The organism is Photobacterium kagoshimensis (assembly GCF_050337045.1).
Classification (GTDB): domain Bacteria; phylum Pseudomonadota; class Gammaproteobacteria; order Enterobacterales; family Vibrionaceae; genus Photobacterium; species Photobacterium kagoshimensis.
Genome location: NZ_JAKJSO010000009.1, coordinates 175,463 through 201,594, shown reverse-complemented (window position 1 = coordinate 201,594; position 26,132 = coordinate 175,463). Strand labels below are relative to the sequence as shown.

Genomic DNA, 26,132 nt, shown 5'->3' with positions numbered 1-26,132 from the left:
ATATCTGCCTTTCTTATAGCTCAGCTACCCTTTCGGCAATACCGTCGCTTCAATGGTATAACTTTGTTTTCCCATCAAGCTATTAGCCTGTTGATTTAGCAATTCGACCGTCACTTGATCAATATAAAGCTGCGGATTTTCTACAGCCTTCACACCATAGCCATGTAACAAATAACGCCCCATAAAACGCACGGTTTCTGCACCATTTTTTGCCATGGGTTTTAACGCAACCGCCAATTGCTTCGCGGCGGTATCTCGCTCCTGCTGTGAAATACCCTCTTGCTGAATACCTTTCAATAACTCAGCCACTGCTTGTTTTGATTTCACTAAATCTTTTTTATCTATGTTCAAGCTGACGATAACACTGCTGTATGCACCACTATCAGGGATCTCACCAGTCACATGTGGCGCATAACTGAGGCCATACTTACCACGAAGCAATTGGAATGCACGCTGATTAACAATACGAAACAGCATGTCTTGCGCCATCACTTCGGTTGCAGTCATTCTTGCTTCAGGGGATACAGGATTGGTGAGTATCATCAAGTAGCCCACTGATTTCTCATTGGATATTGGTAATTCCAAAACTTGATGTGTTGTATTTAGCTCAACCACTGGCGATATTTCTTTCTTGCTTGCTGAAAGAGGAATATTCGCGACATACTGGCGTAATAGTGGCGTGATGTCCTCTGGGGTAAAGTCCCCTGCGATCACCAAGCGATTGTGGTGTTGCTGCTGAAATAAGCCTTGATAAACCTGCTGTATTTCATCATCTGTTACTTTGCTAAAGGTTTCACTTGGCCAAATATTGTAAAGTGTACCTCGCACAATCAGGCGATCATTCACCGCCTTCAGTAACTGCCCTATTGGTGACGTTTCAAATTCAGCCCGACCTTCTACATATTGCTTTTTCACCTGTTTTAACTGCGTAGGGTCAACTTTGCCCTCCGTTAGCACATGATGCAATGCAGACATTGCGAACGGTAAGTTATCGTACTGAGTCGCAATCGATAATCCATTGTCATAGTCATTTAAGTAAGGCGTAAGCAAAGTATTATTCGCCGTAAATACCTTTTCAATTGCAGCAACATCGAGTCCAGCAAAGCCGCTGCGATATAAGGTCTCAAAGGCCAGTTCACTGGCAGGGTACAGCATGGGATCCAGCTGTGCTCGTCCCCCCTTCACCGCCCAATTCATGTACGCATTTTGTTTGATTTCTGGCATTTGCTTAAGCCAAACTTCCACTCCATTGCCCAACTGCCATTGCCACGTGGTGTCATCCACTTGTTGCTCGGAAATGATCGTCCCTTTCTGCATAGGAGCTGGAAAAACAGACACTGTCTTGGCCAACATTAAGGCTTGCCCTGGCTCGGCAAATAACTGTGTAAATTGGTGAACATTTTGCGCTAATTGCGATGTTTGCTCCGTTTTAGCATAAGCCATGAAGTAATAGGTTGTTTGCTGATCTACCAACTGCCCTAACTGTCGCTTCAAACTTTGATTCACGCGATCCTGATCCATTTCAGCCACAAAGCGTTCGAGAACCGCTTTATGCTCAGCTTCAGACATCAGGGTACGAGGCTCAAATAAGCTGGTAAACATGGCGTCGGTGATCACCCATGAGTTATCGGCTTTCCAATTTTCAGCATGGTTCTTTAAGTTTGTTTGATAGCTAGCCATCGCTGCTGCTAACTCAGCCTGCCCGATACCGTGATCACGTAAATTCGCCAACTCTTTAGCCACAAAAGCTTGCACTTGAGCACGGTGTTTTTCATTAAAGCCGACCGCAAGGGCGCTAAATTGCTGCCCCTCAAACGTATCAGCATAAGCTTCTACGTAACTCACATTGCTTGCTAGTGCGATACTTCGATCCAGTAAACGCGCTTGTATTAATTGGTTTAGCAAATCAACTTCTAAATGACGAAATTGATCACCATAAGTTAAGCGCTGTGCTTCTCCAAGAGCTTTCAATAAAATCAATGCCGATTCAGCCCCTTCCGGCGCAACTAATGCATGTGTTTTCTGCGCAGGTAAGGCTATCGGATCAACGTGAGCCACTTGCTGTGCTTCACCTTGCCACGAAGCAAAATGCTGAGCGATTTTCTGCTCGATAGTGGTTGCATCAAAGTCACCCACCACCACTAATTCAGCATTTGCAGGGAAATACCAGCGCTGATAATACTCACGCAAGCCAGCTGGCGTTACCGATTGAATACTTTCCTTGGTACCGAGTATTTCATGATAAGCAGGAGAATCTGTACGTAAACGCTCATCCAACTGACTATAAATATTGCGCTCTTGCGGTAGACGTAGACGATACTCCCCTAGTACCGCACCTATTTCAGACTCCACCATATCTGGCTTGAGTAACATGCCATCAGCGACATCCCGAAACCAGCTAAATGCCATTGTAAGTTCTGTAGGATCAGGCAGAGTCAGTTGATACCACGTTTTGTTGTAGCTGGTATAAGCATTAATATCGGCACCAGCACTCAATCCTAATCGCTCGAAGAATTGCCAAACATCTTGTTGTTCAAAATGGTGGGTGCCTTTGAATGCCATGTGCTCAAGAAAGTGCGCATAACCGTGCTGTTGTTGATTTTCTTGTGCGCTGCCAGCATGAACAACAAACCTAAGTTCGACAGGTTCATCAGCCTTTTGATAAAGGTGATATTTCATACCATTATCAAGCTGTCCATGTTGCCAGTCGGGATCGGATACGATTTCTGTCGCACTCCACTGGCTATCTGGCTGACAGCCGGCTAAGAAAACCATGCCAACTAGCAAAATACTATATAACCTAAGCCACTGTTTCATATGCACTCCTTTATCTATTCATCAGACAATACAACACCCGTCATATAATTAAGATCAATAGAACAAACAGAAGCATCAATTTGCGACATGGCAAGCAAATATTTACTGCTAAACGATGAAGAATAAGGCCATACATGCTTATTAGGGATTATATAAATACAAGAAAAAATAAGAGGATATAGCAACATCTTCCCTACTACGCCGCTTAGGTTTAAACAGCTAATACTGCTCGGGATACGACAGTGTTCGGAGATTGCGTAGGAAAAGCACGAGAACAAAGCGTTGGTTGCAGCTAGTTGTTCAGGTAGAAAAAAAGACTCCGGAGAGTCTTTTTTATAAAACGATACTTCATACTTAAAAGCTTAGCATGAGGTTTTGTTTTCAGTTAAAAGCTGAGCGATTTACGGCCTGTTGTTTTATCAAACGACGGCTTTTCAGCTGCTGGCTTTTTCGCTGCTTTTTTAGATGGCGCTTTATTTGCCGATGCTTTACTAGGTTTAGCATTACGCTTATTCGCGGCCGAGTTTTTTGCTGATGGCTGTTTCTTATCTGCTGATGCTTTTTTCGGTGCTCTTTCCGTTGGATCTGTCACTGGCTGATCGCAGATAACTACATAATATTCTTGGTTAAACTCAATCACGTCTCCATCGTATAGTTTACGACGCTTACGTTGTTCTAGTTCACCATTAACACCAACATAGCCTTCTGAAATGGCAAACTTAGCTTCACCACCGCCACCCACTAAGTTGGCAATTTTAAGTACTTTGTACAATTCAATCGGCTGAGCAGAAACTTCAATTTCTAATGCTTCTACTTCATATTCTTCATGTTCAGACATAAATTCGCTCTGGATTATCAATCTGGTGCTAGTACTTAACATCGCAGAGATAGATTATCTCACCATCAAATACTAGGCTTAATTCCCAGCAGTTTACCCGAGAAGGCTATGTAGCGGTAGCGCGAATGCTAATCTCTATTTTAGCCCATATAAAAAAGCCATCAAAAATGATGGCTTTAATCGTTTTAATGATCCGCCCTATATCAGGCTAACCCAAAGTTATTATGGACGTAAAATTACTTTTACACTGCCATCAACTTCGCTTTCGTCAATGTAGCCAATCGCGTTCGCTGTATTCGCAACGGTATTTTTGACAATCGCACTGGAGCTCAATGCTTTAGGTGGCTGCCCTTTACCTGTGAATACTTTTTTCGCCCAGTATGCTTGTAGCTGTGCTTCTGTTTTACCCGTCACTTTAGCGTGGAATTCACTTTTAAGCGGCTGCCCATCGGCTAGGTCAATCGCTTCAACATTCAGCGATTTCGCTTTACCTAAGTACACTTTCTTAATGGTTTGAGCGTCAAGATCGGCCGCAGCAGGGTTTGCAATAACCACCACACCTGCTTGAGCAAAGCTTGATGCTGCAAGGCAAAGTGCTAGAACTGTTTTTTTCAACATGACTTTCTCCTTAGAAAACAACATCAAGTTTGACTGTGTACACCATGGTGTCATCAATGCTTTGACCATTCATTTTGGCATTCACAGCGCCTGGCAAACCACCATTGGTATCACCAAAATTCGTCACATAAGTCACATCGGCTTTTAGCGCCATGTTGGTGTAAACATCCCAACGCGCACCAACACTGTAGCTCGTGCGTTGCATATCAAGCAGTGCTTGCTGTAGCTGCGTCGAACCTGCCAAAAACGCATTAGGTTTAGTCTGATTCTGCATAAAGTTTGCCGCCGCTTGGGCTGAGGCTTTCTTACGATCATCGTTGTCTTTGGTTTTCAGATGCGAAACTGTGAAGTAAGGAGTCACCGACTCAATACGGTAACCCGCAGTCACGTATGCAGCATCTGCATCAGGGTAGAAACCTTGGGTTTCCGTGCGTGTTACTTCTGACATAACGAACAGGTTTTCACCATCAAAGCGGGCACCAATGCCGTAAAACTTCGCTTCATCATTGTCGAACGTCGTTGCACCTACAGGGCTGCCACTCAGCGTCCAGTTATCTTGAGATGTCACTTTCGCCTGCGCATAGCTTGAACGCAGTGTCACTGTGTCGTTAGTCCACGACACCACACCACCGTAAATTTGGTCAAATTTAGTCTGTGCACGGAATTTAGTTTTATCTGAGCTTAGGTTATGAGAACCCGCAAAACCTTGTAGTTGAATGCTGCTATCATCCAGCTCGATATCGTAGAGCATATCAGCACCCGTGAACGACGTAGCGACCACGTTGCCATACACTTCATTAGGAACGCGCACACCTAGCTGGGCATAACCCACTTCTAAGTAATCCGATAGCATGAATAACGGTAGACGCAACTTACCCGCACGACCTTTTAGGTTATGGGTAAATTCATGGCTAATGAAAGCCCATTCAATTTGTGGTTTCCAGTTTTCAAGCTCAGTACCACGGCTAACCAGTTGCACTGTCGCTTGGGTTGAATCATTAATCGTGAATACCGTTTGTAAACCAAACAGTGAGCCTTCATCTAGATTCAATTTATCTGTCGCTGCAGCATAACCAGCTTTATTATTCGCCACTTGAAGGTTTAGTGATGCAAAGCCATCAAATTGGAAACGATCTGCGATGCTAGACTGCTGCTGCTCAACTAAAACTGACACTTGGTTTTCTAGCTCACTAATACGAGCATCTGTTGCGCTCGCAGCGTTAACTTGGCCAGAAAGCGCGCATAAGGCTGCTAGTGGCAATAGGCGGAAAGCCTTTATTGTCATCATGAAACTCCGATTTATTTTTATATTATGTAACTGCTTTTATCGCGATGTTTATCGCAGAGCCCCAAAACATAGGGCTCTGTAATCAACGTTTATTGTTATTAGGTAGATGTCGCTAAACTTTGAACTGAGCCGTAGACTGGCTTAATTGGTCAACAACGCCCACTAACTGATCACTCGCTATGCCGAGTCGATCCGAAGAGGAAGAAACTTGTTCTGCGCTGCGATTAAATTCTTGAAGTTGCTGCTGGATAATTAAAGAGGTCTGATGCTGCTCCTCTGTAGCAGAAGCTATTTGATCATTAACGACGGTAATACCCGCCACTTTTTCAGTAATCGAACGCAAGCTTTCCCCTGCCATTGCAGCACTCGTTACCCCATCTTCTGTTTGGCGTAATCCTTGGTGCATAGCGTCAACAGCGGATTTAGAAGCAACTTGCAGTTCTCCCAGCACCACTTGAATTTCTTCTGTCGATTGCTGTGTTCGAGCAGCAAGTGTGCGAACTTCGTCAGCAACAACAGCAAAACCACGCCCTTGTTCGCCAGCACGAGCCGCTTCAATCGCCGCATTCAATGCAAGTAAATTGGTTTGATCAGCAATACCTTTGATCGTTGATAAAATAGCATCAACGTTTGCGGTATCTTGCTCTAGTTTATCAATCACGGTGGCTATTTTGCGGACGTCATCGGAAAGAACATTAATAACATTAACGGTCTGTTGCACAACCGTGAAGCCATCGTCAGCTTTGGTATTTGCATCATTAGCTTGTTCCGATGCCTGACTTGCATAGTCCGCTACATGGCTCACAGTTTGTAGCATTTCACCAACGGATAGTGTCACCTGCTGAATGTTAGATTGTTGCTCAGCGGTAAAACGAGAGGTGTCTTGACGGCTTTCTGATAACTGACCAGTAATGGCTTCTAACTGATGAATGCTTGAAATGGTATCTGAAATAGTGACATGTAATTTACTAATAAACTGGTTCACGTTATTAACTAGCTCGGCGACTTCGTCCTTGCCGTCATAATGAATACGAACCGTGAGATCACCTTCACCATTCGCAATCTCATTCATTCTGGCAGTGACAATCGCAATGGACTGGCTAATTGAACGTAAAATCGCGAAACCAAAACTCAGTAAAAAAGCCACAACAATAAGCCCAGATATCACTGAGTTAATCCCAGCTTGATCGGCACTTTCGCGAGCATTACTAATCAAGCTTACAACTTCTTCACGCACGTAGTTTTGTAACGTTTGTAGCTCAGCTTCTAGCTTTTCTTGTGTCTGACGATTCTGATCCGCTTTTTGAGAAATAACAGCGACAGGCTCATTCATATTAATAAAGTCGAGAGCCAGCTGATTACCAGCATTAAAGTAACTCGCCATCAAGGTCTCAACATGTGAGAGTTCGTTATTTTTTTGTGGTAACAGTTTTTTTATTTCAACTAAATCTTTGTTTAGTAAATGATAAATAGATTCAGCTTCGCTAAGTGCATCCTCTTCCCCTGTAACAACCGCAGTTTCAAACTGCTGGGTCAGGCGCGGCAACGTGCCATCTAAACGAACCACGACTTCCATCGCAGGATAATATTGCTGATCCAACGACACTAGGTGGAGATTATTTGTACGATGAACATTAGCATTCATTAAAATAATGACGGCGATACCCGTCGAAACAAATGCCATTAACAACCAAAATTGATGACGAATAGTGAGATAACGAGATAAATTCATAATATCTTCTTGTGCTTAACGGTTTGCTTAATATGAGCTTCACAGCGAATAAGGGAAAAGGAGATAAGAAAGATGAGTTCGTTTTCTTATACTCAATACTTTGTCTGTTTCATTGTTCAAAGAGGATCCCTAATGCATATCTTCTACAATCGATACGCAACTTATCGTAGAAGTAAGCCTTAGTGATAATAATCAATCCTATATCCTGTGATTATATTGGAACATAAAAGCAGAATTAACCTTAACCATTAAACAAACGAGTCACTTTGTTCAGCGAAATAAATTAAAGTTATCACCGCTTATAAATCAAGCACTTATCGTGTTAAATCTATTTTTTGATCAAAAACGCCTTACATAAGTAAGGCGTGATTTATTATTCGGAAATTTCGTCTAGGATCGACAACTTAACAAACAGATTGAGGCAAAACGCTGTCATAGACACTTTGTAGAAAAGAAAAATCTATATTTTCCTCATCATTCACATGTTCAGATATAAATGGATATGTAGAAAGTGACATAACTAACATATAATAATAACCCTCATTATACGGGCTACATTTTGTTATCCCACCCAGCAGAGAAGTTAATTTTTTCTTATGCAGTATCAACAATTTATCTACCAGTCGCTTTTTTGCTTCGGTATGACCTAATGACAACAATTCACGATGAATAATGACAGGGATCAGTGCATTAGTTCGCCAAACTTCAATATAACTATTCACTATCATTGATAATGTAAGCTCAGGTTCTTTCTTTAATCGCTTAATCATATTATCAAGCTCAGGGAAAAACTCTTCAAAGATCTGGCAGTATAAATTTTCTTTCGAGATGAAATAGTAAATAATTAAACTAGGGCTAACATTAGCACTTTGTGCAATCTTTCTAATTGTCACCTTCCCATATGAATTATGAGCAAAGAGATCTGTTGCATTTAAAAGTATTGTTTTTCTTGTTTTAGCTTCAGACAACATTCTTTACAGACCTATTTTTCAAACTATCACCCAAGAGTAAATATCATCGCATGGTAAATTTTCGCCACCATAATATACAATCCGTCAAAAAAACAGTATTCATAAGGTAATTTTGACGTTTAAAATGCGATTTTTCAGAGGTGGGACTAAAAGGATGATGTTGCAGGTATAAAAGTAAACAAAACAATACGCTTTTTATTTATTATCACACAAATAAAAAGCCTAAATGCTTTCGCATTCAGGCTCATGTATATCAGCATTAATCGCTTTAACGATCTTTTTTATGCCGTAAATATTTATTAATTAACGCGGTACTTAGCGATGATTTCTTCATCAAGCTCTACGCCTAAACCAATCGTATTTGGCACTGCAACATAGCCATCTTCGAAAGCAATTTGGTTCTTAACAAGTGACGTAAACAGTGGGCTTGTGCTCTGAGAATATTCAATTAGGTCGCCATGCTCACGAGAGGCAAGGAAATGCACCGTTGCAGCAATCAATATGCCAGTGGAGAAACCGTGAGGAACTAACTTCATACCCGCCATGTGCGCCATGTCGTAGATCTTAACCATCTCACTAATACCCCCACAACGCGTCACGTCAGGTTGTACAAAGTCAGCACCCGACTTTTCGATGAAGTTCGCAAACTCGTAACGCGTTGTCAGCGTCTCACCACCCGCCAATTTTTGTGAGGTCGATTGAGAAACCTTACGGTAACCCGCAAGCACGTCATCCGTAATCGGCTCCTCAATCCATAGCAGATTGAATTCTTCTAACTTTTTAGCCATTTCAATGGTGTGGCCAGCTGTACGCCATGCGCTTGCTAGGTCAATTGCAATTTCAACATCTTTGTTGATACCGCGAGCGGTTTCACAAACTGTTTTAATGATTTCGTAATCTGTCTCCGCGTTTTTACCTAGCGGACCGCCACCGAACTTCAAAGAGGTAAAGCCTTGATCAAGCAATTCAGTGGTGCGAGCAATGTTTTCTTCTTTGATTGCAGATGGGATAAATGTGCCATATGCGCGGATCTTTTCACGGAATTTACCGCCAAGAAGCTGCCATACAGGAACTTGGTAGAATTTACCCGCAATGTCCCATAGCGCCATATCAATAGCAGAAATAGCGTGAATCATAGTTGAACGACGGCCTGCATAATGAGTGCCGTTGTACATTTTTGTGTATAAGCGTTCGATTTCTAGTGGGTTTTCACCAATAAGAAGACGTTCAAGACCTTGAGAAGAACCATGACTTTGCGTTGCTTTAATACAAGCTTCAATCATCATAGGCGAGCTATCCGATTCACCTACTCCTGTAATGCCAGCATTTGTGTGCACGCGAATAAGCACACCATCTTCACCCCATTCACAAGCCTCATCAAGAGCCGGCACACGCAGGTGAATAACTTCTATATCCGTGATTTTCAATTCATTAAATAGCATTATTTTGTCTCTATAATTAGGTTATTACTTTCGCGCTTAACCAAACCATTATTCTATTCAATTAAGAGGGAAAGAAGCTGCCAGTCCCGTCACTGACAGCTCACTATGGGGTATTAAACAGTCGCTTCTTGAAGCGGTGCTTTTTTCTTGAATTTGTCGCCCGCCGTGTAGATACACAGTGCGATAACTACTGTCACAACACCTGCTAGTTTTTGTAGGGTGATGGTTTCACCTAACAAGAAGTAAGCAACGATCATCGCGAACAGTGGCAGAACATTCAGTGCCATGGTGGTAACAACTGCATCTTGTGTTTTCAAGGTAGCCACTTCCCAAACCGCATAGGCGATACCTGAACACAACAAGCCAAGAGAAAGAATCGTCGCAATGTGCTTACCGTTTTCAACCAAGACAGTTGCCGTGCTGAAATCTGCCCCTGTTGCCACACCTACCACTAAGAGCGCGACTGTCGCAGCACCAAATTGGTAGAAACAGCTAGAGAAGGTATCGTAACGTGAGTTTAGATCAGAGCCGAATTTGCCTAGAATGTAGTTATAAGTAACAAAGCCAAGTACACCGCAAAGGGCAAACAAGTGGCCAAAGTTAAGACCTTGGATCTTGTTCGATGGATCGTAAGCAATCACACCAGCACCAACCAATGACAGTACAACTGCAAATACTTTCACCGCCGACGGCTTCACTTTATCAATAATAAATACCGCCGCCATTGTAAGGAATGGAGCCATACCATTGATCACACCAATTTCGCCCGATGAAGTGTATTCATAAGCAAGAATTGTGAAGTAGAAGAACACAGCCTGCGCTGAAATACCGGCGCTCATTAGCAAAATAGCGTCTTTCTTACTTTGGATTTTTTTCAACGTATGCTTCTTAGAAAAAGCAAACAGAACAACAAAACCCAATGTTGCAATTGCGTAGCGGGCGATAGCGAGAACAACAGGATCCAGTTTGCCAGCAAGAACGCCACCAAGTGGGAACGATGCGCCCCATAGCGCAGCACAAATTAGAGCGAGAGTTAGACCCAGTGATTTATTAGGAGCAATTTTACTCATTTTTTCCATCTCACATGAAGGAGGTTACACCCCCTTTTAATAGTTATTTATTATTGAGGGCAAATACCGATAACATGTTCTAAGCGCTGATCTTTTTGGTACAGAGATGCGTAAGCAAAACCAATACCTTCAAGATTTGTAGGTGCACCGCTTGCGACATCAAACACCTTTTCTAAAATCTTATTCGATACATTATCGATAGTGTCTGTTGCATCCATGATTCCGCACGCGTTAATGTCCATGTCAGACGTGATCAGCGAACTATTACCTGAAACACGAATCACAGGAACAATGGAGTTATTAAAGCCAGCAGCCCCAGCGGTCCAAAGGATTAACTGGCAACCAAGCGATGCAAAGTGCATTGCCGCTCCACCGCACAACATAGTGGTTTCCGTTAAGTAGAAGCCAGGTACAGTCGGCTTTTCACGGTGAACATGGCTAATTCGCAGACAGTCTTGAATCGGGCGCGTACCCGTTTTATGCATCGCACCTTGTGATTTTTCATCTATGGTTGTTAAGCCACCCACACTGTTACCGATAGACATAGTTTCAGTGCCTTCGATCACGTGCCAGCGTTTTAAATCTTCGGCAATGAGACGCTCAATTTTATCACCAACTTCAGGCGTAACTGAACGCGCTTTAAGGATATCTTCACAGCCAAGCAGCTCTAACAGCTCACCCGCCATTGTGGTAGCACCCATATCGACCAGTTTGTCAGAAGCAGCCCCGACCGAAGGGTTAGAAGCAAGACCACTGGATGTATCTGAACCACCACACTTAATACCGATACGTAGCGCTGAAACAGGTGCATCAACACGCTCTACACTATCAGCGTAGGCTTTCAACTCTTTCGCAAGTTCGATACCGTCTTTAATGGTTTCAACCGTGCCTTTGTTTTTAATTACCGTCAGGCTATGAACAGGCAATCCTTCTTTACGCACAGGCTCAGCAACCATTTCAGGGTCAATCGAGCCACAGCCCATCGCGATAACCAGCACCCCTGCAATATTAGGGTTAGTTGCCGTATGAATGATGGTATCGATCATTTCTTCATTGCCACCATACATACAGGTGTAATGGTTAGTCACAACAACCGAGTCATCAATTTCTTTGCTGATATTGCGTGCAATACCTTCACAGCATTCATCAATCGCAACGATCATTACATTGTTGCGAATACCAAATGTACCGTTTGGACGAGGGTAACCTTTAAATGTCGCGCTCATTATTGCTCGATCCCCATTTGTTTGATGATTTCTTCGATAATTGCTTCTGGAATGTCTAAACGCTCACTACGAACATTTTGAACATGAACAAGTTGGCCTAGCGGGATTTCAACAATCGATTTACCAATTGAATGGCCACATTTAAAAATGTGCTCACCCAGCGGGATATCGCCAAGTGCAATCTTGTTGCCGAATGTGATTTTTTGTAGGGCATTAACTTCTGCGATCACGTCATTATCAGCGGAAATAATTTCAACTAATTCATGCTTTTCCACACTACCTAATAGCGTGGCTACGTTGTCCGTAGAAGAAAGTTTTATTGCTTTCATTATTATATTCTCTGTCTATCGTTAACAGTTAATTGTCTATTGTCCGACAATCGGCAGTATACAGATCTACAGCTGACAAAATATGACAAACGTCACAAGTTCGTGTTATATTTTTCAATAACTTAAAGCATGCACTAAGAACAAATCATGAAAATGAAGATCAACAAACAGAGCCTAGAAGAGCAAGCCACTGAATTTATTAGAGATATGATAGTTTCAGGTCAGCTGGTGATGGGTGATAAAATTGTTGAGAGTTCGCTATCGAAAGAACTAGAGCTTTCGCGAAGTACTGTTCGCATGGCACTGAACTCACTTTCACATGAAGGTTTAGTGATACAAAAGCCTTATGTAGGCTGGCATGTATTCACATTATCTGACGATGATTTGTGGGAACTGTACAATTTACGTGTTGCCATTGAGTCACAAGCAGCGGTAATGGCAGCAGAAAAAGCCACCCAAGAAGATAAAGATGAATTACGCCGTATTCACAAAGAATTCTGTGAATTATGTGCAACAGGCACATTGGATCTCATCGACGTTTGCCAAAAAGACTTTGAACTGCATAGAAAAGTGGTTGAAATCAGCAAAAGTAGTAAGTTCATAAAGATATATGAACAAATTTCTAATCAACTAAAAAGTTACATTAAGCTAACCCATCATGATTATGACCTTTCACAGAGTGGTATCAGCCATACCGGTATGGTGGAAGCGATCATCGCAGGCGATACAGATCGTGCTTGGTTAGAGTCAAAACAAAACATTACGACATTTACCGATCTTTCTCTACATAGTAAGAAAACGACTAAATAGAGTTTGGCGATAGTTAGCAAACCGACGAACGATTGCACACCAACTGACTGACGCCTCTTTATTGAAGAAGCGTCAATCCGATAAAGCTATCAGTAATGGTTCCATCGTATTCGTATACCCACCCGATAATCACTATGTCTTGCCTCAAATTGCTTCCAGTTTTCATCATGGCAATCAGTACAAATTTCTCTGGGATCAAACTGTTCATGTGGAAAATGACATTCCACACACGCCATCGCCTCACTCTCTTGATGTTTAATGTTGTGCTGAGGCCCATCTAAGTTGGATAAACTATCGTGACACTCGGCACAGCTTTTATACTCAAATTCAAGATCCTCTGATACCTTTTCTTCTTGATGGCATTGACCTGCGCAGGTCTCATCTAACAGGTGATAATTAGCAAGATTATCTTCTTCAGGATTAGGTAGCTCTTGGGCATCGACAAGACAACAAAAGCAAACTGCAATGAGTAAAGCCGTACTCTTAATCATGTGAGTCACCTAATTATTTAGCCTCTGCCTCAACGTGCGCTGGATCGCTTCATGGCAAGTTCGACACAATCCAATTCGAATTTTATTGTCTATCCCTATGATTGCGTCAGAGTCACGATGCAAACTATGGCAGGTTGAGCAAAGAAGTTTGGTGGCATGAACATCATGTGTCCATTCAATACGTCGTAGATCCTCTGGCGAATGGCAAGTAATACATTGTTTATTTTGAGTAAAAACAGACATCTTGCTCTGCATATCAAATGAAATAATCGCATCCGTTCTTTTAGGGTGCTCGCCCTTATTGCCATGACAAGCGGTGCAATTATTATAAAATTCAGCGCTCGCATGGGCGCCAAAAGATGTCACCGCTTCAATACCTGTAATCAACCGTTTCTTTTGATGGCAGCGAATACAACGTTTATTTTCTTTTATCAAAATCACCAGATCAGCATCTTCATTTATTTGAGATGCAAATGCCTTCGGCGTTAAATCCACCGTTTCAGCGCAATACGCCATCACGCCAAAAAGTGATATCGCCGTACATAACAAAGGCTGAAATAGAAAACGTACGGCTGCTTGAACCCTCTGCAGACGCATAAGCAAAAACAAGGCAGATTCAATATACATTGCACCTGCCCCTCGCTTTATTTGAACTCAAAATTCAATACACCACGATGGTATATATGGTTAATTTGCGAGTTATCAAATACGGCAATCCCAAACGGATAGACCTTGGTTAGATCGTTAAATTGGACATCTTGGGTCTCGGCATTTTCACCCTTCGTCACCAACTTACGCTTCATTTCAAGTACCCATACACCTTCATTCCAGCGAGCAGCGACTTCAACATCACCACGAGAACCAACAAATGGTTTGCCTGTTAGCCCTGGAATGCGATCGGTCTTATTGTATTCAACCGTAAATGGCTTCTTCTCGGAATCTAGGATAAGCAAAGTTTCATCGGTTAAATTATCTGAGACAAATGCGGGCTGACCATCTTTAATGTTATTAACATATCCACCACTGATTTTACTGTCCCCTTTACGCCCCCAGCCTTTGTTCTCTTTAGGGTCGGTATTACTATCAACGTATTGATCATCCAACTGATTATGCGGGGCGGTTCTCACCCCTTTCCAATGCCACATATCAATGAACTCACCCTCTTTGGTGTATTTACGTGCAGGGTTATTATCTTTACGACCAGCATTCATCCCCCCCTCTGCTCTGTGACAGGCGGCATTACAACCTTTTTGGGCAAAATCTTGCGTATTTATATCCCAATAAACCGCAAACTTATCTTCATAATAAGTATTGTCATGCCCTGTGCTGTCTTTATTTGATAACTGCTTCCAACTGCCATCGTCTTGCTTGATCCAGGGAAACCTATCAATACTCATTGTGGGGTCAGCATAAGTAACCAGAAAATAAACGTATTCATCGTCGTAGAGCGATTTCATTTCAACGCTTGTTCTTTTGATCCCGCTATAACCGTTGTTAGGCTTGTAAGGCAGTTTGGTCAGCTTCTGAGATATCGGTTTAGCATCGCTCCAAGCGGCATCAATTTTCCCATCAATGACGAGCTTAGTTGAAAGCTTACTGCTTTCTAAAGTGGTCTCTTTCGCCTGAGCGGCATTAAAGGGGATGAATACAGTGACAACAAAAACAGCGATGGTCGAAAGCTTCATTGTTATTTTCCTTACATTCATTTCTATTTAGCTTGTACAGCGGAAAGTATCAGTACCTTTAAGCGTAGCCATGAACGAAAATACCACAATTGATCAACATCAAGTCACATTTGATAACATGCATGCGGAAAACAAACCATTTAAAATTCAATTTATTAAGTGAATTACAAAAGAAGAAATAGTGGTATTAATGTGAACAGAGGGCGTGATTTAATAGCAACTAATTCGCAATTTCCGTTATTCTTGATGCTTGAATATCACTACATACTGACAATGCATCAGATAGGGCTACCTTGCTACAGGTAATTTAGAAGTATATTAATCATATACGACTCATGACTCTGGATATTTTTGTATCCTTCACCATCGGGGCCCCAATCGTCATAACTCATCATAATCGCCTGCTTTAAGCTTTCCGCACGATTATTCTCCTGATAGAACTTCTTCTTATCCTGAGGTGAGTAGTTGCTCAGCCTTGAGTTGCTACTTGGCGAAATAAGGCAAAGGTTACCGAAGCGATCCACATCGTCCATCTTACGAGCACCAGATGGGTCGGTTTGTGGGAAGTAGTGCTCAACTGAGGTTCTGAAGGCAAATTGAAAGCTTGTAAAGTGAGCCCCTAGAGTCTCTTTAGTTATGTGACCAACTGGCTTTCCATCTGATAGATTGCGCCAAAGTAGGTAATCCAATCGGTTAAATACGAAGTTCTGGACACCAGTCCCTTGATGTAATACACCGACATTATTCTCTGCAAACTCAAGTAGAGAACCATCACAGATCTCACTAAAATACTTGTCACTCTGCTTTTCAAGTGCAGCTAAATACGAACTACCATCAACTTCCAATCGGTCTTCTGTAGCGAGATCGTTCAATACCCGTAAAGCATCATTTAACCACCGCTTATATACCAATGCTGGATTCGACACATGGAACATTGCCAAGATCATGCGTATCTTTTCGTTCTGATCACTACTAAACGCATTTGAATATTCAGGACTTAGACTGTTGCCGTATTTGTACGCATTAAGTCTTAACAAACTCCACTTACGCTTTTCATCGTGTTGGTCAGGCTTAATTACATAGCTATCAAATAGAACTCGGCACTTAAGTAGTTCATACACAAAAGCTTTAGCGCCAACCCTCAAGCCATCGTCTTTAGAAATAAATGCATCGATCAGCTTCTTATCATCAAGTGAAACGTTCTCTTCCGTCTTCATCAGTTTTAATACATGAAGTAAGAAGTTTGAGAAGTCGATAACCGAACCAAAGCGTTCTTCCTTCTCACGCTCGTCATCGTCAGTATTTAAGCGAGATGCCTTGTTACTGATGATTTCTCGCAGCGTCATTGCATCTTCTTTTTGCTGCTTGCTTGTGTGCTTTTGTTGAATTGCTTCAAAGCATGTTGGCATTGTCTGCCAGTCTGAGCCGAATACGTCTTTTCGTAAGTCCGATTGGAAGCCCATTTGGGTATAGCGCGTCATATTCGCACAAGCATCCCAAACAGTGGAAAAGCAGCCTCTTTCCTCATCATCACCAAGCGTTGCCATGAATTTTGCTTTCAATACTTCATGCTTTTCTAGCTGCTCACCACGGTTATTCATGATCTCAAAGTAGTGGTTAAGATCGGTTTGTGGTGGAACAACGACTCTAAGAATGGTGACGCTTTCTAATAGATAATCAAAGAACTGTTTAGTTTTCGCCTGTGCATCTAAGCCTTTGGTTTTGAAGTAACGCTTGATGATATTGTAAGCAGCATGGATGTTAGGCTCTTCTGACTCGCCACTGGTTCTGCCTGTAAAGATGTCATCTAATGCTCTGGAGGATTTTGGACGACTATCAAAGGTGAGATTAATGTCTAGCCCTTCTAGCTCATTCTCTTCGAGCACATTACGATGTTTGAGGTACGCCAACAAGATAGAGAGCGTGGTATGCCTTTGCTGTCCATCAATGGTTTCGTACACCACATTAGATTGGTGTGAATGCGTTGTGCGCTGATAAACCACAAGGCTACCCAGATAATACTTTGCTTGTTTGGCAGTAGCGGTTTCAGCAGATTGAGTAATCAATCCTGCGGCGTCACTGATATCTTGGATAAGCTGCTCAATCTCTGTCGCGCCCCAAGCATAGTTACGCTGATAGATAGGAATCACATATTGGGTTTTGCTGTCGAAAAGTGCTCTAACGGATAGCTGCTCTACTTGGTTCGAATCACTCATTTACACTTCCCGATTTCATTGCTTCAATAGATGCCTGCACGTGTTCCGCGTTGTTAAACTTAGGCTCTTTGATATAAGGGGGCTGAAAGTTCAACACCTGCTGAGGGTGAACGGCTTTGCTGATTGCTCTGAACAGCCCACTACGATCCTTAGCATGGTTATCTACCGACTCCATGCCGATACGTTGCAGCTCAAGACGAAGGAAATAACTCCAGCGATAACAAACCTGTGCGGCTTTCTCTAACTCCACATCACCGAACTTGTCGTAGTAGTACATTACTGCACACAAAAATAGGTTTCGTACATAGCTATCCCCTTTACGGCTACTGCCTTTGTACTTAGCGTGCTTATCGACGAATGAAGATAGCCTTGCATCATCACCAACAAACAAGGTCGAGTGAATTGCCATATAGTGCTGAATGTATTCAAAGAAGCGCTTGCCGTTGATCATCACTTGATCAACTTGGAATGGATACCCTTTCGTTTGCTTGTCCCATTTACGTGCGGGATCAGCATTAAAAGTTTCAATCGCATAATCAAGCGCAAGCATCGAGTCCACATAAGCGTATTGAGTGCTGTCTAGGTTAATGCCTTTGAATACATCAATGTTATGGCGACTGAACTGTATGCCGTAGTCACCGTCAACCCAACGGCGCATACGGAACAAGAATTCACCCATGATGGTGTGCAAATTCGCAGAGTCGTCATCTGGGTTTACGCCCTGCTCCCACAAGCTTACATGGTGTAAACGCTCGGTTTGCTCTGTTGAGTCCATCATTTCACGCAGATGATAAGCTTTGAGCAGATCGTGAGGCGCAAGCGCTTTACCACGAGCGTTTTGTGAGTCGAAAAATTGAAAGGCTTCACTGAGATCATCTAGCGTAACTTGAATAAGCTCGCACTTGTTAAGGACGAAATCGAGTAGCTCCTGCTTTTCTGTAGATGAAAGACTTGCTACTCGCTCAGAGATGACTTGTGCATTATTTTTGAGATTTTCGATACTGACCGAGGATTCAAATTTATGCTCAAGAAGGCTAGATGAGATAGCTTTCTCTTCCCCATCTAAAATGGTACAGAGCAGCGTTAAAGTAAGGAGACGCTGCTGACCATCAACGATGTTGAGAGCACCATTTTCTTCCTGATTTCCTGAATCTTTGTCTTGATGCAGTACCACTGTGCCAAGCCGATAACATGGTTTAGTGCGGTGGTTAAAGATGTCATCAATCAGCTGATTAACGTGCTTGGGCTGCCACTTGTATGGGCGCTGGTACTTAGGAATTGTGAGTTTTTGTTCCAACAACTGCGCAATAGTTTGGGGCTGATTGAAGACAATTGGCATGGTTACACCGCCTGCTCGACAATGGCATCAGTAAGGTGTAGTTGTGTTGTTTGAGACTCTTTTAAGCTACCTTTAAGTTGTTCGCAAATACCCAATAGTTCATTAGCTTTTTTAACTATTTGTCTTTGTTGACTTAAAGGAGGGACTGCAAGCACTACACTCCACAACTTGTCAGACACCAATTTGCAAGTACCATGTGAAGAACGGTCTACCAAGTCGACCATCTCATTCTTTATTCCTTTCATTACAACGAGCAGAAACTCTGGCTCAATATAATTGTAAATAAGAGCTTTCATATCTTGATTAATTACTACTGGCTTTTTAGTGAGAGCTACAGGGAAAGAATGTGCGAGTATCATCCCCCTAACTACCATCAGTAGACTGTTTTCTGGAATAAGTTTAATTGTCGTTTCCAATACAGCTTTCTCTGTAACGCTATCGATCGCCGATTCGATATAATCTCTTTTCATATCTTTCGGAGATACCCACGGAATACTACCTCCCCAATATTCAGAGTTACCTTTTGATGGAGTCCCACCACCTAAGTCATATCCAAGCTCACCAAAACGACACCACTCCCACCCATTCGGCAATTCAAACGGCTTTTCATCATCAGCAATCGGAGGCAGTGCTTTCTGCTTTTTGATTTTCTTCTCTTTGATTAAATGCGCTTTTTCTTCTGCAATACGCTCAAGCAGCTTAGCAGCAGGCTCATCGGTTGGGTCTTGTGGGACAAGCTTACCCATTACCGCCAGTTGCAGGATGGTTTGTTTTAGCTGGTCGATACTCGCTTCGGTGGTGAACAAGGTATCGAAGTGCTCGCTGATTCGTGCCCAGTTTTGCATTAGCTCGTCGGCATCAGCAGAATTGGTTAGCGTGTCTAACAGCGTTGTCACCAATACCTGATGCGCTTCAATGCTGGCTTCGGTTTGTTGCTCTAGCTGGTCGCAGAGTGTCATTAGTTCATCGACTTTGGCGACGATGCGGTGTTGTTCAGCAGTCGGTGGTATACAAGCTACTAATACATTTGCTTCATTCCGATTCAAGCCAGGCTTGATGCCTTTGCCCAAAGAATCTAAACCAAATGTGTTTAAATGTAAGAAGCAATAATCAAGTTCTATTCCTGTTGGGGGAATGACGCTGTAAGCGACATCAGTAACCCAACACGGGGTAGCACTCATATTTAATGCACCAGCGGAACCTTTCCGACCTATAACGACACAAGCCTCATCAACAGAAAAGATATTGTGGGTTCCCACGATACCGTTAGAACCATATACTGGATATTCACCAGAGCCAGAGCGTTTTACCTTTGGTAAATTATCTCCGTACTCTAAATGATAAAGGTCTCCAAAACGGCATAAAGCCCACCCGTTTGGTAAGTCGATTGATTTTTCTTCTTCTGTCAGTGACGGAAGTTTTTTTGTCTTGGATATCTTTTTATCTTTCACCAACTGCGCTTTTTCTTCCGCAATTCGCTCAAGCAGTACCGATGCAGGCTCATCCGTTGGATCTTGAGGCACTAACTTACCTCGCACAGCCAATTCTAAAATCAGCTCACGCAGTTTCTTAACGCCATACAGCTCTAGCTTTTTGCTACTGCCACGCCCTGTTGTCGCTTTGGTTTTTACTGTTGATGTCCAAGTATCGATATTGTCTGCAATCAACTGATTGATAGGTGTTTGGTCAAGGCTCATCATTCACCCTCACCTACAGATGATTTCAGCGCATCACCAAGAATGCCTTTTAGCTGATTACGAAGTTCGCTGATCTCTTGCTGCTGTTGCTCGTAGCTTGCTAGCAGCTCGTCTGGGTCATGGCTAACCACTTCTTCTTGATATGGGTTTTTAATATCAAGGTTGAAGTTACGCTCGATGATCTCATCAATCGAGACCTTCCATGCGTGTTTGTTCTCTTCACGAGTCGCAAAACCGTCTTGCTCGTTGCCCCACCAATCCATCTCTTGTTGGAACTCTTCAAACTTCATTGGTTTGGTTTTGCTGTAGTTCTTCACACCTTCTGGGTATGGGTGCTCGTAGAACCATACGTCTTTGGTTGGCTTGCCTTTAGTGAAAAACAGAATGTTGGTTTTGATGCCTGTATATGGGTTAAACACGCCATTAGGTAATCGAACGATAGTGTGCAGGTTACATTCTTCGGTCAGCATCTTTTTGATTTTGGTTTTAACGCCTTCACCAAACAAGGTGCCGTCTGGCAGTACTACCCCTGCGCGGCCGCCATTTTGAGTTTCTGAGCCTTCGTCTAACACTTCAATAATAAGCTGTAAGAACAAGTCCGCCGTTTCACGCGTCTGCATTTCGGCTGGGAAGTTCTTTTCAATACCGTCCTCTTCGGTGCCGCCGAACGGAGGGTTGGTCGCAATCACATTGATGTTGCTGTCCCAGCTTGAAAGCGGCTTGTTGAGCGTATTGCCATGTTTGATTTGTACCGGTACTTCAATGCCGTGCAGCATCATGTTAGTGATACACAATAGATGCGGCAGTTGTTTCTTCTCGACACCGTGGATCTGCTTTTGCAGTGTTTGTTGGTCAGCTGCCGTTTTCACGTAGTTGTCTTTCACGTGGTCAAACGCACACGCTAGGAAGCCGCCCGTACCCGTTGCTGGGTCCATAATCGCTTCGCCCAGTTTTGGGTCTAAGCGGTTTACGATGAAGCGTGTAACGGCACGAGGGGTGTAGAACTCACCTGCGTTACCCGCGCTTTGTAGATCTTTTAAGATTTGTTCGTAGATATCACCGAAAAGGTGGCGCTCTGAAGAGTCAGTAAAATCAATTTCGTTAAGCTTGTTGATCACTTGGCGCAGTAACGTACCGTTTTTCATGTAGTTAAACGCATCGCTAAATGCTTCTTTAACAACAAAACCACGCGGGTTTAGGTCAACTGGTGCGGTTAGGTTTTTCAGCTTGTAGAATAAGTCGTCGTTGACGAACTCAAGCAGTGCTTCACCGGTAATCCCTTCAGCATCTTGAGCCCAATTACGCCATAGGTATTGTTCTGGGATGGGTGATTTGTAGTCGTCCAGTTCTAGTTCTAACTCTTCTTCTTGAGCATCAAATACTTTAAGAAAAAGTAACCAAGACATTTGGCCAAGGCGCTGTGCGTCACCGTCGACACCGGCATCTTTACGCATGATGTCTTGAATGGATTTGATTGCTGAACTGATAGACATGTTTTCTACTTTTAAACAACTGAAATTTGTGGCGAATTATAACGTAAATCCGCCGTGATATTCAGGGTTATCATGTCTATTTAATGGAATGGATTAAGAAGGCAGTCCAATTGAAGATTGATGGCAGCCAGGTACTGTAGGTAAGGCATTAATTAGGGATTCAACTTCTTTCATCCAACATGAACTTGGGCCTATCTGCTCAATTAGAAACCACATGGCACGAACAACCCCATATAAGCGAGTCAGTGTATTGTGATTGCCTCGAATATCATCAAATTTATCATGTGAAGGTAAAGCGAGCACTTTTGACGATTGCTGATTCCAAATTCGAGTATGGTGGGCGCATCGATTACGAAGAATATTCATTTCCATTAACCATGCTTGTAATACACCCGTTTCTCTTTTATCGGAGATCCCTAAACGAGCGCAGATTCTTTGGCGGTATTTATCATTGAGCATACCGTAATATTTGGACATGGTTCCAAAATCCCATGCTTCAATCACCACCCAAAATGGCATTTCTTTATTATTACGCTTGTGCCATACAATACAATCTTCACGGCTTCGTTCTATTAATTTACTGTGTTTACTTTGCCACTCTTCCCACAAACTTGGTTTATGACCACGCTTTTTTAAGAACTTACCATTGATATATTCAGGGTCTTTCCACGCTAATGGTTCTGGAATGTCGAGTCCAGTCCCTGCCTCTTTGCGCTTGCCACGGCCAAGCTCATGTGCAATCACACTACGTACAAAAACTTCAATGCGCTCTAATCCATCGAGCATAGCGATACGGAGTTTTTTATCTAGCAGATAGAGGCTAAATACATCATCAAAACTCGTCTCTGGTAAAAACTCATTAAGTCGTTTGGGGCGTTTTAGATGAGGACATTCAATCACAGTACCTTGCTCATCTCGCTCTATCTCTCTTGCTGGATACCAAAAACCACTCAAACGGTAGTAACCAACTTGAGCTAACTTACGCTTAGCTCGCTCATCATCACCGATAATCATTCCTCGTTGGGATAATGTATCAACGAGTTCTTCATAATGTTTAAATTCTTTCGGTGGGATGAGAGCCATTACAATCCTTAGTTCCTTGGACTTTAATTTCTTAGCTTCCAAAAACGAGAACGCCCAGCCTTGATTTCAAAGTTATCTCTTAAGATAACTTCAAAAACAGGGGACTGGGCACTATTGCGATGAAGTATTATTGATAATCGCGACCTAGTCAACAAAAGTGATGACAGGAAAACAAAATCAAAATAGAAATACACCCCATAAAACACCACATATCAGCATAGATGAAAACTCAGGCGCTACATATTGTGTATTTTGGGTATTTAAATAATTGTGACGTATATTACGCTGATTGGTAAATAGCCATTTCTAAATCGTGTACCGCCTCAAGGTATTGAGGTTTGCCACCAAAACCTTTCTTAATGATTTCTAACGGTCTGCCCATTTCATCGAAAGGTTTCACTTTAAGAACATGAATGTTTTCGATCTCTTGCACACCTTCATCGGCATACTTATCAAGGAGGTTGTTCAGTACCTGCTGCGCTGTATCACCATATTTAGTAAAGTAATTGCGCTTCTTCACGTTATCTGCACGTTCTTTACGCGTAAGAGCAGGCTGGTCATAAACCACATGGCAAATCATATCGAACGGGTCTAACTCTTTGCCAACCTCTTCAGCCAAGACTTCCCAGATAATGCCTTCTTCCGCTAGCTCATCAATGATGGCTTGTTTCTTATCAGCATCTTGCCAACGCTTGATAAACTCATCCATAGATGAAAACTGCTTCGCCATGGTTTTACGAGTGTAGTCTTTGAATGACTCAGTTACGAGCTTACCATCAGCATCGTAATACTGAATACGTTCTGCAACAGCTTTAACATCGACACCTTTAACATGGAACTTACGGACTTTTTCTTCAATAGGGTCATCTGTTGCACCAGAAGTTGATGAACTGTTACCTTCTTCACTATAAGGAGGCGTTGGTTCTTGAATTGAACCCGGTTCAATATCTTCTCCAGCAAATGGGTTTTCTGGATCATTTTGATCCGTGCCATTGATGATATCTTCTGGCTCACCATCATCGTCCAAATCCTCGGGCTTCACATTTTTCACACGCTCAGGAATACCGTCAAATCGCTCATCTGCAAACAGTTCTGTCGCTTTTTTGAAGTCAAGAATGGTAAACCATAGCTTGCCATAGCGATCATCAATACGGGTACCACGACCAATGATTTGCTTGAACTTGGTCATTGACTTGATTGTCTGATCCAACACGATGTACTTACAGGTCTTGGAGTCTACCCCTGTGGTCATAAGCTCGGAGGTTGTTGCTATCACAGGGTAATCTTTTTTAGGGTTCGTGAAGTTCTCTAGCTGTGCTTTGCCTATTTCATCATCACCCGTGATCTTCATTACGTACTTATCGTTTTTGGCAACTTGTTCAGGGTTCAAGTTGACCAAGGCACGGCGCATACGTTCCGCATGATCAATGTCATTACAGAAGACGATGGTCTTCGCCATTGGGTCGGTACGTTTGAGGTAATTGGTAAGCGTCTGGGCGACAAGTTGTGTGCGATCATCAATGACCATAGTACGGTCAAAATCTTTTTGGTTGTAGATTCGGTCATCAATTAGCTCACCGTGCTTATCTTTCTGCCCCTTGGTTGGTCGCCAACCTTGTAAATCAACATCAATATCTACTCGTACAACTTTATAGGGAGCCAAAAATCCATCTTCGATTCCTTGCTTCAATGAATACGTGTAGATTGGTTCTCCGAAATATTCAGCGTTTGAGACAACGTCGGTTTCTTTTGGTGTTGCAGTAAGACCTATTTGAGTTGCAGATGAAAAGTACTCTAAAATTTCTCGCCAAGCACTTTCTTTTGAAGCACTTCCTCGGTGACACTCATCAATGATAATCAAGTCAAAGAAATCTGGCGATACCTGCTTAAAAACTTTCTGATGCTCCTCTTTTCCAGTTGAGGACTGGTAAAGTGCTAAGTGTAACTGATATGCAGGATCAATCTTCCTACCAGAAATTTTGGTCATGATGTCTTTGAAATGGACAAAGTCTTTGTTCATAGGGTCATCAACTAAAAAGTTGCGATCGGCTAGAAATAGGATTCTTTTTTTGGCCTTTGCTTTCCACAAGCGCCAGATGATTTGAGCCGCGGTATATGTTTTTCCTGTCCCCGTTGCCATAACCAATAAAATACGGTCTTGTCCACTGACAATCGCTTCTATAGTCTTGCTAATTGCTTGGATCTGATAGTACCTAGGCGCTTTGTTACTTTCATCTTCATGGTAACTTTGCGTTATAACAGGCAAGTCTTCTGTCTTGTAACCTTTCCAGACACAGTACTTATCCCACAGTTGCTGTGGCGTAGGGAAATCGTCTAAACGAATTTCAGTCTCTATTTGAGCCGAGTTAGTAAGGTCGCGGAAAATAAACCCATCACCATTTGAAGCAAAAACAAATGGTACTTCAAGCAGGCTTGCGTAATCCATGCCTTGTTGCATGCCTTTACCAACTTCATGTTTGTTGGCTTTGGCTTCAACAACAGCTAAGGGCATACTTGGCTTGTGGTACAGCACAATATCGGCTGATTTTACTTTTTTACGAGCAGCCGCTTGGCCACGAACAATCACTTTGCCATCTCGCAATTTCACTTCTTGGCGAATTTGCGTCATATCATCCCAGCCTGCTTCTTTGATCGCAGGCAGAATAAATTTAGTGATAATGTCTGTTTCAGATAGCTTTGCTTTATTAATGCTCGTAACCATACTAACGACTCTAGAGGCTGTTTGACGTCTTAGTATATATTAAAAGCGCGGTTAAAATGAACAACTTACTATAACTATCATTACGTTACTGGCCTTCAGGGTCATATTCAAAGTGGTCGCAACAATCTTTCTCAAGGCTGCCTTCACACATAACCGTCTTTTTATTCTTGCTACTAGCAAACTTATAGATGTTTTTGTTCGGAGAAGGTTTGCGAAGATTACGAATGTACATGCGCGTCCCTTGATATTGTCAGAAAACAACTAA

The 26,132-nt window shown here is 42.5% G+C and carries 20 protein-coding genes; 1 reads left to right on the top strand and 19 read right to left on the bottom strand.

Annotated features, from left to right (window positions below; translation table 11 throughout):
* Positions 1-24: 24 nt before the first annotated feature.
* From L4C35_RS04265 to L4C35_RS04220, 10 genes are all read right to left on the bottom strand, one after another.
* The gene (locus tag L4C35_RS04265) at positions 25-2,817 is read right to left on the bottom strand and encodes a M16 family metallopeptidase (protein WP_428461707.1); all 2,793 of its coding nucleotides are present in this window, start codon (positions 2,815-2,817) and stop codon (positions 25-27) included.
* Positions 2,818-3,202: 385 nt separating this feature from the next.
* Complete coding sequence (locus L4C35_RS04260) at positions 3,203-3,655, bottom strand: RNA-binding S4 domain-containing protein (protein WP_428461706.1); 453 nt, start codon at positions 3,653-3,655, stop codon at positions 3,203-3,205.
* Between the two features lie 222 nt (positions 3,656-3,877).
* Entirely contained in the window at positions 3,878-4,273 is a 396-nt protein-coding gene (locus L4C35_RS04255; RefSeq protein ID WP_048898663.1) for a type 2 periplasmic-binding domain-containing protein, read from the bottom strand.
* Positions 4,274-4,283: 10 nt separating this feature from the next.
* Positions 4,284-5,561: a hypothetical protein gene (locus L4C35_RS04250; protein ID WP_428461705.1), complete on the bottom strand. Its 1,278-nt coding sequence runs from the start codon at positions 5,559-5,561 to the stop codon at positions 4,284-4,286.
* Between the two features lie 112 nt (positions 5,562-5,673).
* On the bottom strand, positions 5,674-7,293 hold the full coding sequence (locus tag L4C35_RS04245; protein WP_428461704.1) for a methyl-accepting chemotaxis protein: 1,620 nt from the start codon (positions 7,291-7,293) through the stop codon (positions 5,674-5,676).
* Positions 7,294-7,697: 404 nt separating this feature from the next.
* Positions 7,698-8,264 carry a TetR/AcrR family transcriptional regulator gene (locus L4C35_RS04240; protein WP_428461703.1) on the bottom strand — a complete coding sequence of 189 codons (567 nt, stop codon included), beginning with the start codon at positions 8,262-8,264 and terminating at the stop codon, positions 7,698-7,700.
* 299 nt (positions 8,265-8,563) lie between these two features.
* Positions 8,564-9,706, bottom strand: coding sequence for a mandelate racemase/muconate lactonizing enzyme family protein (locus tag L4C35_RS04235; RefSeq protein ID WP_428461702.1), 1,143 nt, complete (start codon positions 9,704-9,706; stop codon positions 8,564-8,566).
* Positions 9,707-9,819: 113 nt separating this feature from the next.
* Complete coding sequence (locus tag L4C35_RS04230; RefSeq protein WP_428461701.1) at positions 9,820-10,776, bottom strand: DMT family transporter; 957 nt, start codon at positions 10,774-10,776, stop codon at positions 9,820-9,822.
* 50 nt (positions 10,777-10,826) lie between these two features.
* Positions 10,827-12,002, bottom strand: coding sequence for a UxaA family hydrolase (locus tag L4C35_RS04225; RefSeq protein ID WP_428461700.1), 1,176 nt, complete (start codon positions 12,000-12,002; stop codon positions 10,827-10,829).
* Complete coding sequence (locus tag L4C35_RS04220) at positions 12,002-12,331, bottom strand: UxaA family hydrolase (RefSeq protein WP_428461699.1); 330 nt, start codon at positions 12,329-12,331, stop codon at positions 12,002-12,004. Before L4C35_RS04220 ends, L4C35_RS04225 begins: the two co-directional genes overlap by 1 nt.
* A gap of 147 nt (positions 12,332-12,478) precedes the next feature.
* Here L4C35_RS04220 and L4C35_RS04215 point away from each other — a divergent pair, with 147 nt between their 5' ends.
* On the top strand, positions 12,479-13,141 hold the full coding sequence (locus L4C35_RS04215) for a GntR family transcriptional regulator (RefSeq protein ID WP_428461698.1): 663 nt from the start codon (positions 12,479-12,481) through the stop codon (positions 13,139-13,141).
* Between the two features lie 89 nt (positions 13,142-13,230).
* On the opposite strand, the gene L4C35_RS04210 is transcribed toward L4C35_RS04215, so the two are convergent.
* The 9 genes from L4C35_RS04210 to hsdR all read right to left on the bottom strand — a co-directional run bounded on the left by L4C35_RS04210 (position 13,231) and on the right by hsdR (position 25,867).
* Positions 13,231-13,632, bottom strand: a complete 402-nt coding sequence (locus tag L4C35_RS04210; RefSeq protein ID WP_428461697.1) for a cytochrome c3 family protein — start codon at positions 13,630-13,632, stop codon at positions 13,231-13,233.
* Positions 13,633-13,641: 9 nt separating this feature from the next.
* Positions 13,642-14,259, bottom strand: coding sequence for a cytochrome C (locus L4C35_RS04205; RefSeq protein WP_428461696.1), 618 nt, complete (start codon positions 14,257-14,259; stop codon positions 13,642-13,644).
* Between the two features lie 17 nt (positions 14,260-14,276).
* Entirely contained in the window at positions 14,277-15,317 is a 1,041-nt protein-coding gene (locus tag L4C35_RS04200) for an ethylbenzene dehydrogenase-related protein (RefSeq protein ID WP_428461695.1), read from the bottom strand.
* A gap of 296 nt (positions 15,318-15,613) precedes the next feature.
* Entirely contained in the window at positions 15,614-17,533 is a 1,920-nt protein-coding gene (locus L4C35_RS04195) for a DUF262 domain-containing protein (RefSeq protein ID WP_428461694.1), read from the bottom strand.
* The gene (locus tag L4C35_RS04190) at positions 17,526-18,872 is read right to left on the bottom strand and encodes a DUF262 domain-containing protein (protein ID WP_428461693.1); all 1,347 of its coding nucleotides are present in this window, start codon (positions 18,870-18,872) and stop codon (positions 17,526-17,528) included. Before L4C35_RS04190 ends, L4C35_RS04195 begins: the two co-directional genes overlap by 8 nt.
* A gap of 2 nt (positions 18,873-18,874) precedes the next feature.
* Entirely contained in the window at positions 18,875-20,569 is a 1,695-nt protein-coding gene (locus L4C35_RS04185) for a restriction endonuclease subunit S (RefSeq protein ID WP_428461952.1), read from the bottom strand.
* Complete coding sequence (locus tag L4C35_RS04180; RefSeq protein ID WP_428461692.1) at positions 20,569-22,062, bottom strand: N-6 DNA methylase; 1,494 nt, start codon at positions 22,060-22,062, stop codon at positions 20,569-20,571. Before L4C35_RS04180 ends, L4C35_RS04185 begins: the two co-directional genes overlap by 1 nt.
* 93 nt (positions 22,063-22,155) lie before the next feature.
* The gene (locus tag L4C35_RS04175) at positions 22,156-23,145 is read right to left on the bottom strand and encodes an Abi family protein (protein ID WP_428461691.1); all 990 of its coding nucleotides are present in this window, start codon (positions 23,143-23,145) and stop codon (positions 22,156-22,158) included.
* 280 nt (positions 23,146-23,425) lie between these two features.
* Positions 23,426-25,867 (bottom strand): EcoAI/FtnUII family type I restriction enzme subunit R, encoded by a 2,442-nt coding sequence (gene hsdR, locus L4C35_RS04170; RefSeq protein ID WP_428461690.1) that lies wholly within the window; start codon positions 25,865-25,867, stop codon positions 23,426-23,428.
* Positions 25,868-26,132 lie beyond the last annotated feature (265 nt).

Bases quoted from the DNA above. Each gene is read 5' to 3' on its own strand.
- L4C35_RS04265 (WP_428461707.1), bottom strand. From the start codon at position 2,817: ATGAAACAGTGGCTTAGGTTATATAGTATTTTGCTAGTTGGCATGGTT.
- L4C35_RS04260 (WP_428461706.1), bottom strand. From the start codon at position 3,655: ATGTCTGAACATGAAGAATATGAAGTAGAAGCATTAGAAATTGAAGTT.
- L4C35_RS04255 (WP_048898663.1), bottom strand. From the start codon at position 4,273: ATGTTGAAAAAAACAGTTCTAGCACTTTGCCTTGCAGCATCAAGCTTT.
- L4C35_RS04250 (WP_428461705.1), bottom strand. From the start codon at position 5,561: ATGATGACAATAAAGGCTTTCCGCCTATTGCCACTAGCAGCCTTATGC.
- L4C35_RS04245 (WP_428461704.1), bottom strand. From the start codon at position 7,293: ATGAATTTATCTCGTTATCTCACTATTCGTCATCAATTTTGGTTGTTA.
- L4C35_RS04240 (WP_428461703.1), bottom strand. From the start codon at position 8,264: ATGTTGTCTGAAGCTAAAACAAGAAAAACAATACTTTTAAATGCAACA.
- L4C35_RS04235 (WP_428461702.1), bottom strand. From the start codon at position 9,706: ATGCTATTTAATGAATTGAAAATCACGGATATAGAAGTTATTCACCTG.
- L4C35_RS04230 (WP_428461701.1), bottom strand. From the start codon at position 10,776: ATGAGTAAAATTGCTCCTAATAAATCACTGGGTCTAACTCTCGCTCTA.
- L4C35_RS04225 (WP_428461700.1), bottom strand. From the start codon at position 12,002: ATGAGCGCGACATTTAAAGGTTACCCTCGTCCAAACGGTACATTTGGT.
- L4C35_RS04220 (WP_428461699.1), bottom strand. From the start codon at position 12,331: ATGAAAGCAATAAAACTTTCTTCTACGGACAACGTAGCCACGCTATTA.
- L4C35_RS04215 (WP_428461698.1), top strand. From the start codon at position 12,479: ATGAAAATGAAGATCAACAAACAGAGCCTAGAAGAGCAAGCCACTGAA.
- L4C35_RS04210 (WP_428461697.1), bottom strand. From the start codon at position 13,632: ATGATTAAGAGTACGGCTTTACTCATTGCAGTTTGCTTTTGTTGTCTT.
- L4C35_RS04205 (WP_428461696.1), bottom strand. From the start codon at position 14,259: ATGTATATTGAATCTGCCTTGTTTTTGCTTATGCGTCTGCAGAGGGTT.
- L4C35_RS04200 (WP_428461695.1), bottom strand. From the start codon at position 15,317: ATGAAGCTTTCGACCATCGCTGTTTTTGTTGTCACTGTATTCATCCCC.
- L4C35_RS04195 (WP_428461694.1), bottom strand. From the start codon at position 17,533: ATGAGTGATTCGAACCAAGTAGAGCAGCTATCCGTTAGAGCACTTTTC.
- L4C35_RS04190 (WP_428461693.1), bottom strand. From the start codon at position 18,872: ATGCCAATTGTCTTCAATCAGCCCCAAACTATTGCGCAGTTGTTGGAA.
- L4C35_RS04185 (WP_428461952.1), bottom strand. From the start codon at position 20,569: ATGAGCCTTGACCAAACACCTATCAATCAGTTGATTGCAGACAATATC.
- L4C35_RS04180 (WP_428461692.1), bottom strand. From the start codon at position 22,062: ATGTCTATCAGTTCAGCAATCAAATCCATTCAAGACATCATGCGTAAA.
- L4C35_RS04175 (WP_428461691.1), bottom strand. From the start codon at position 23,145: ATGGCTCTCATCCCACCGAAAGAATTTAAACATTATGAAGAACTCGTT.
- hsdR (WP_428461690.1), bottom strand. From the start codon at position 25,867: ATGGTTACGAGCATTAATAAAGCAAAGCTATCTGAAACAGACATTATC.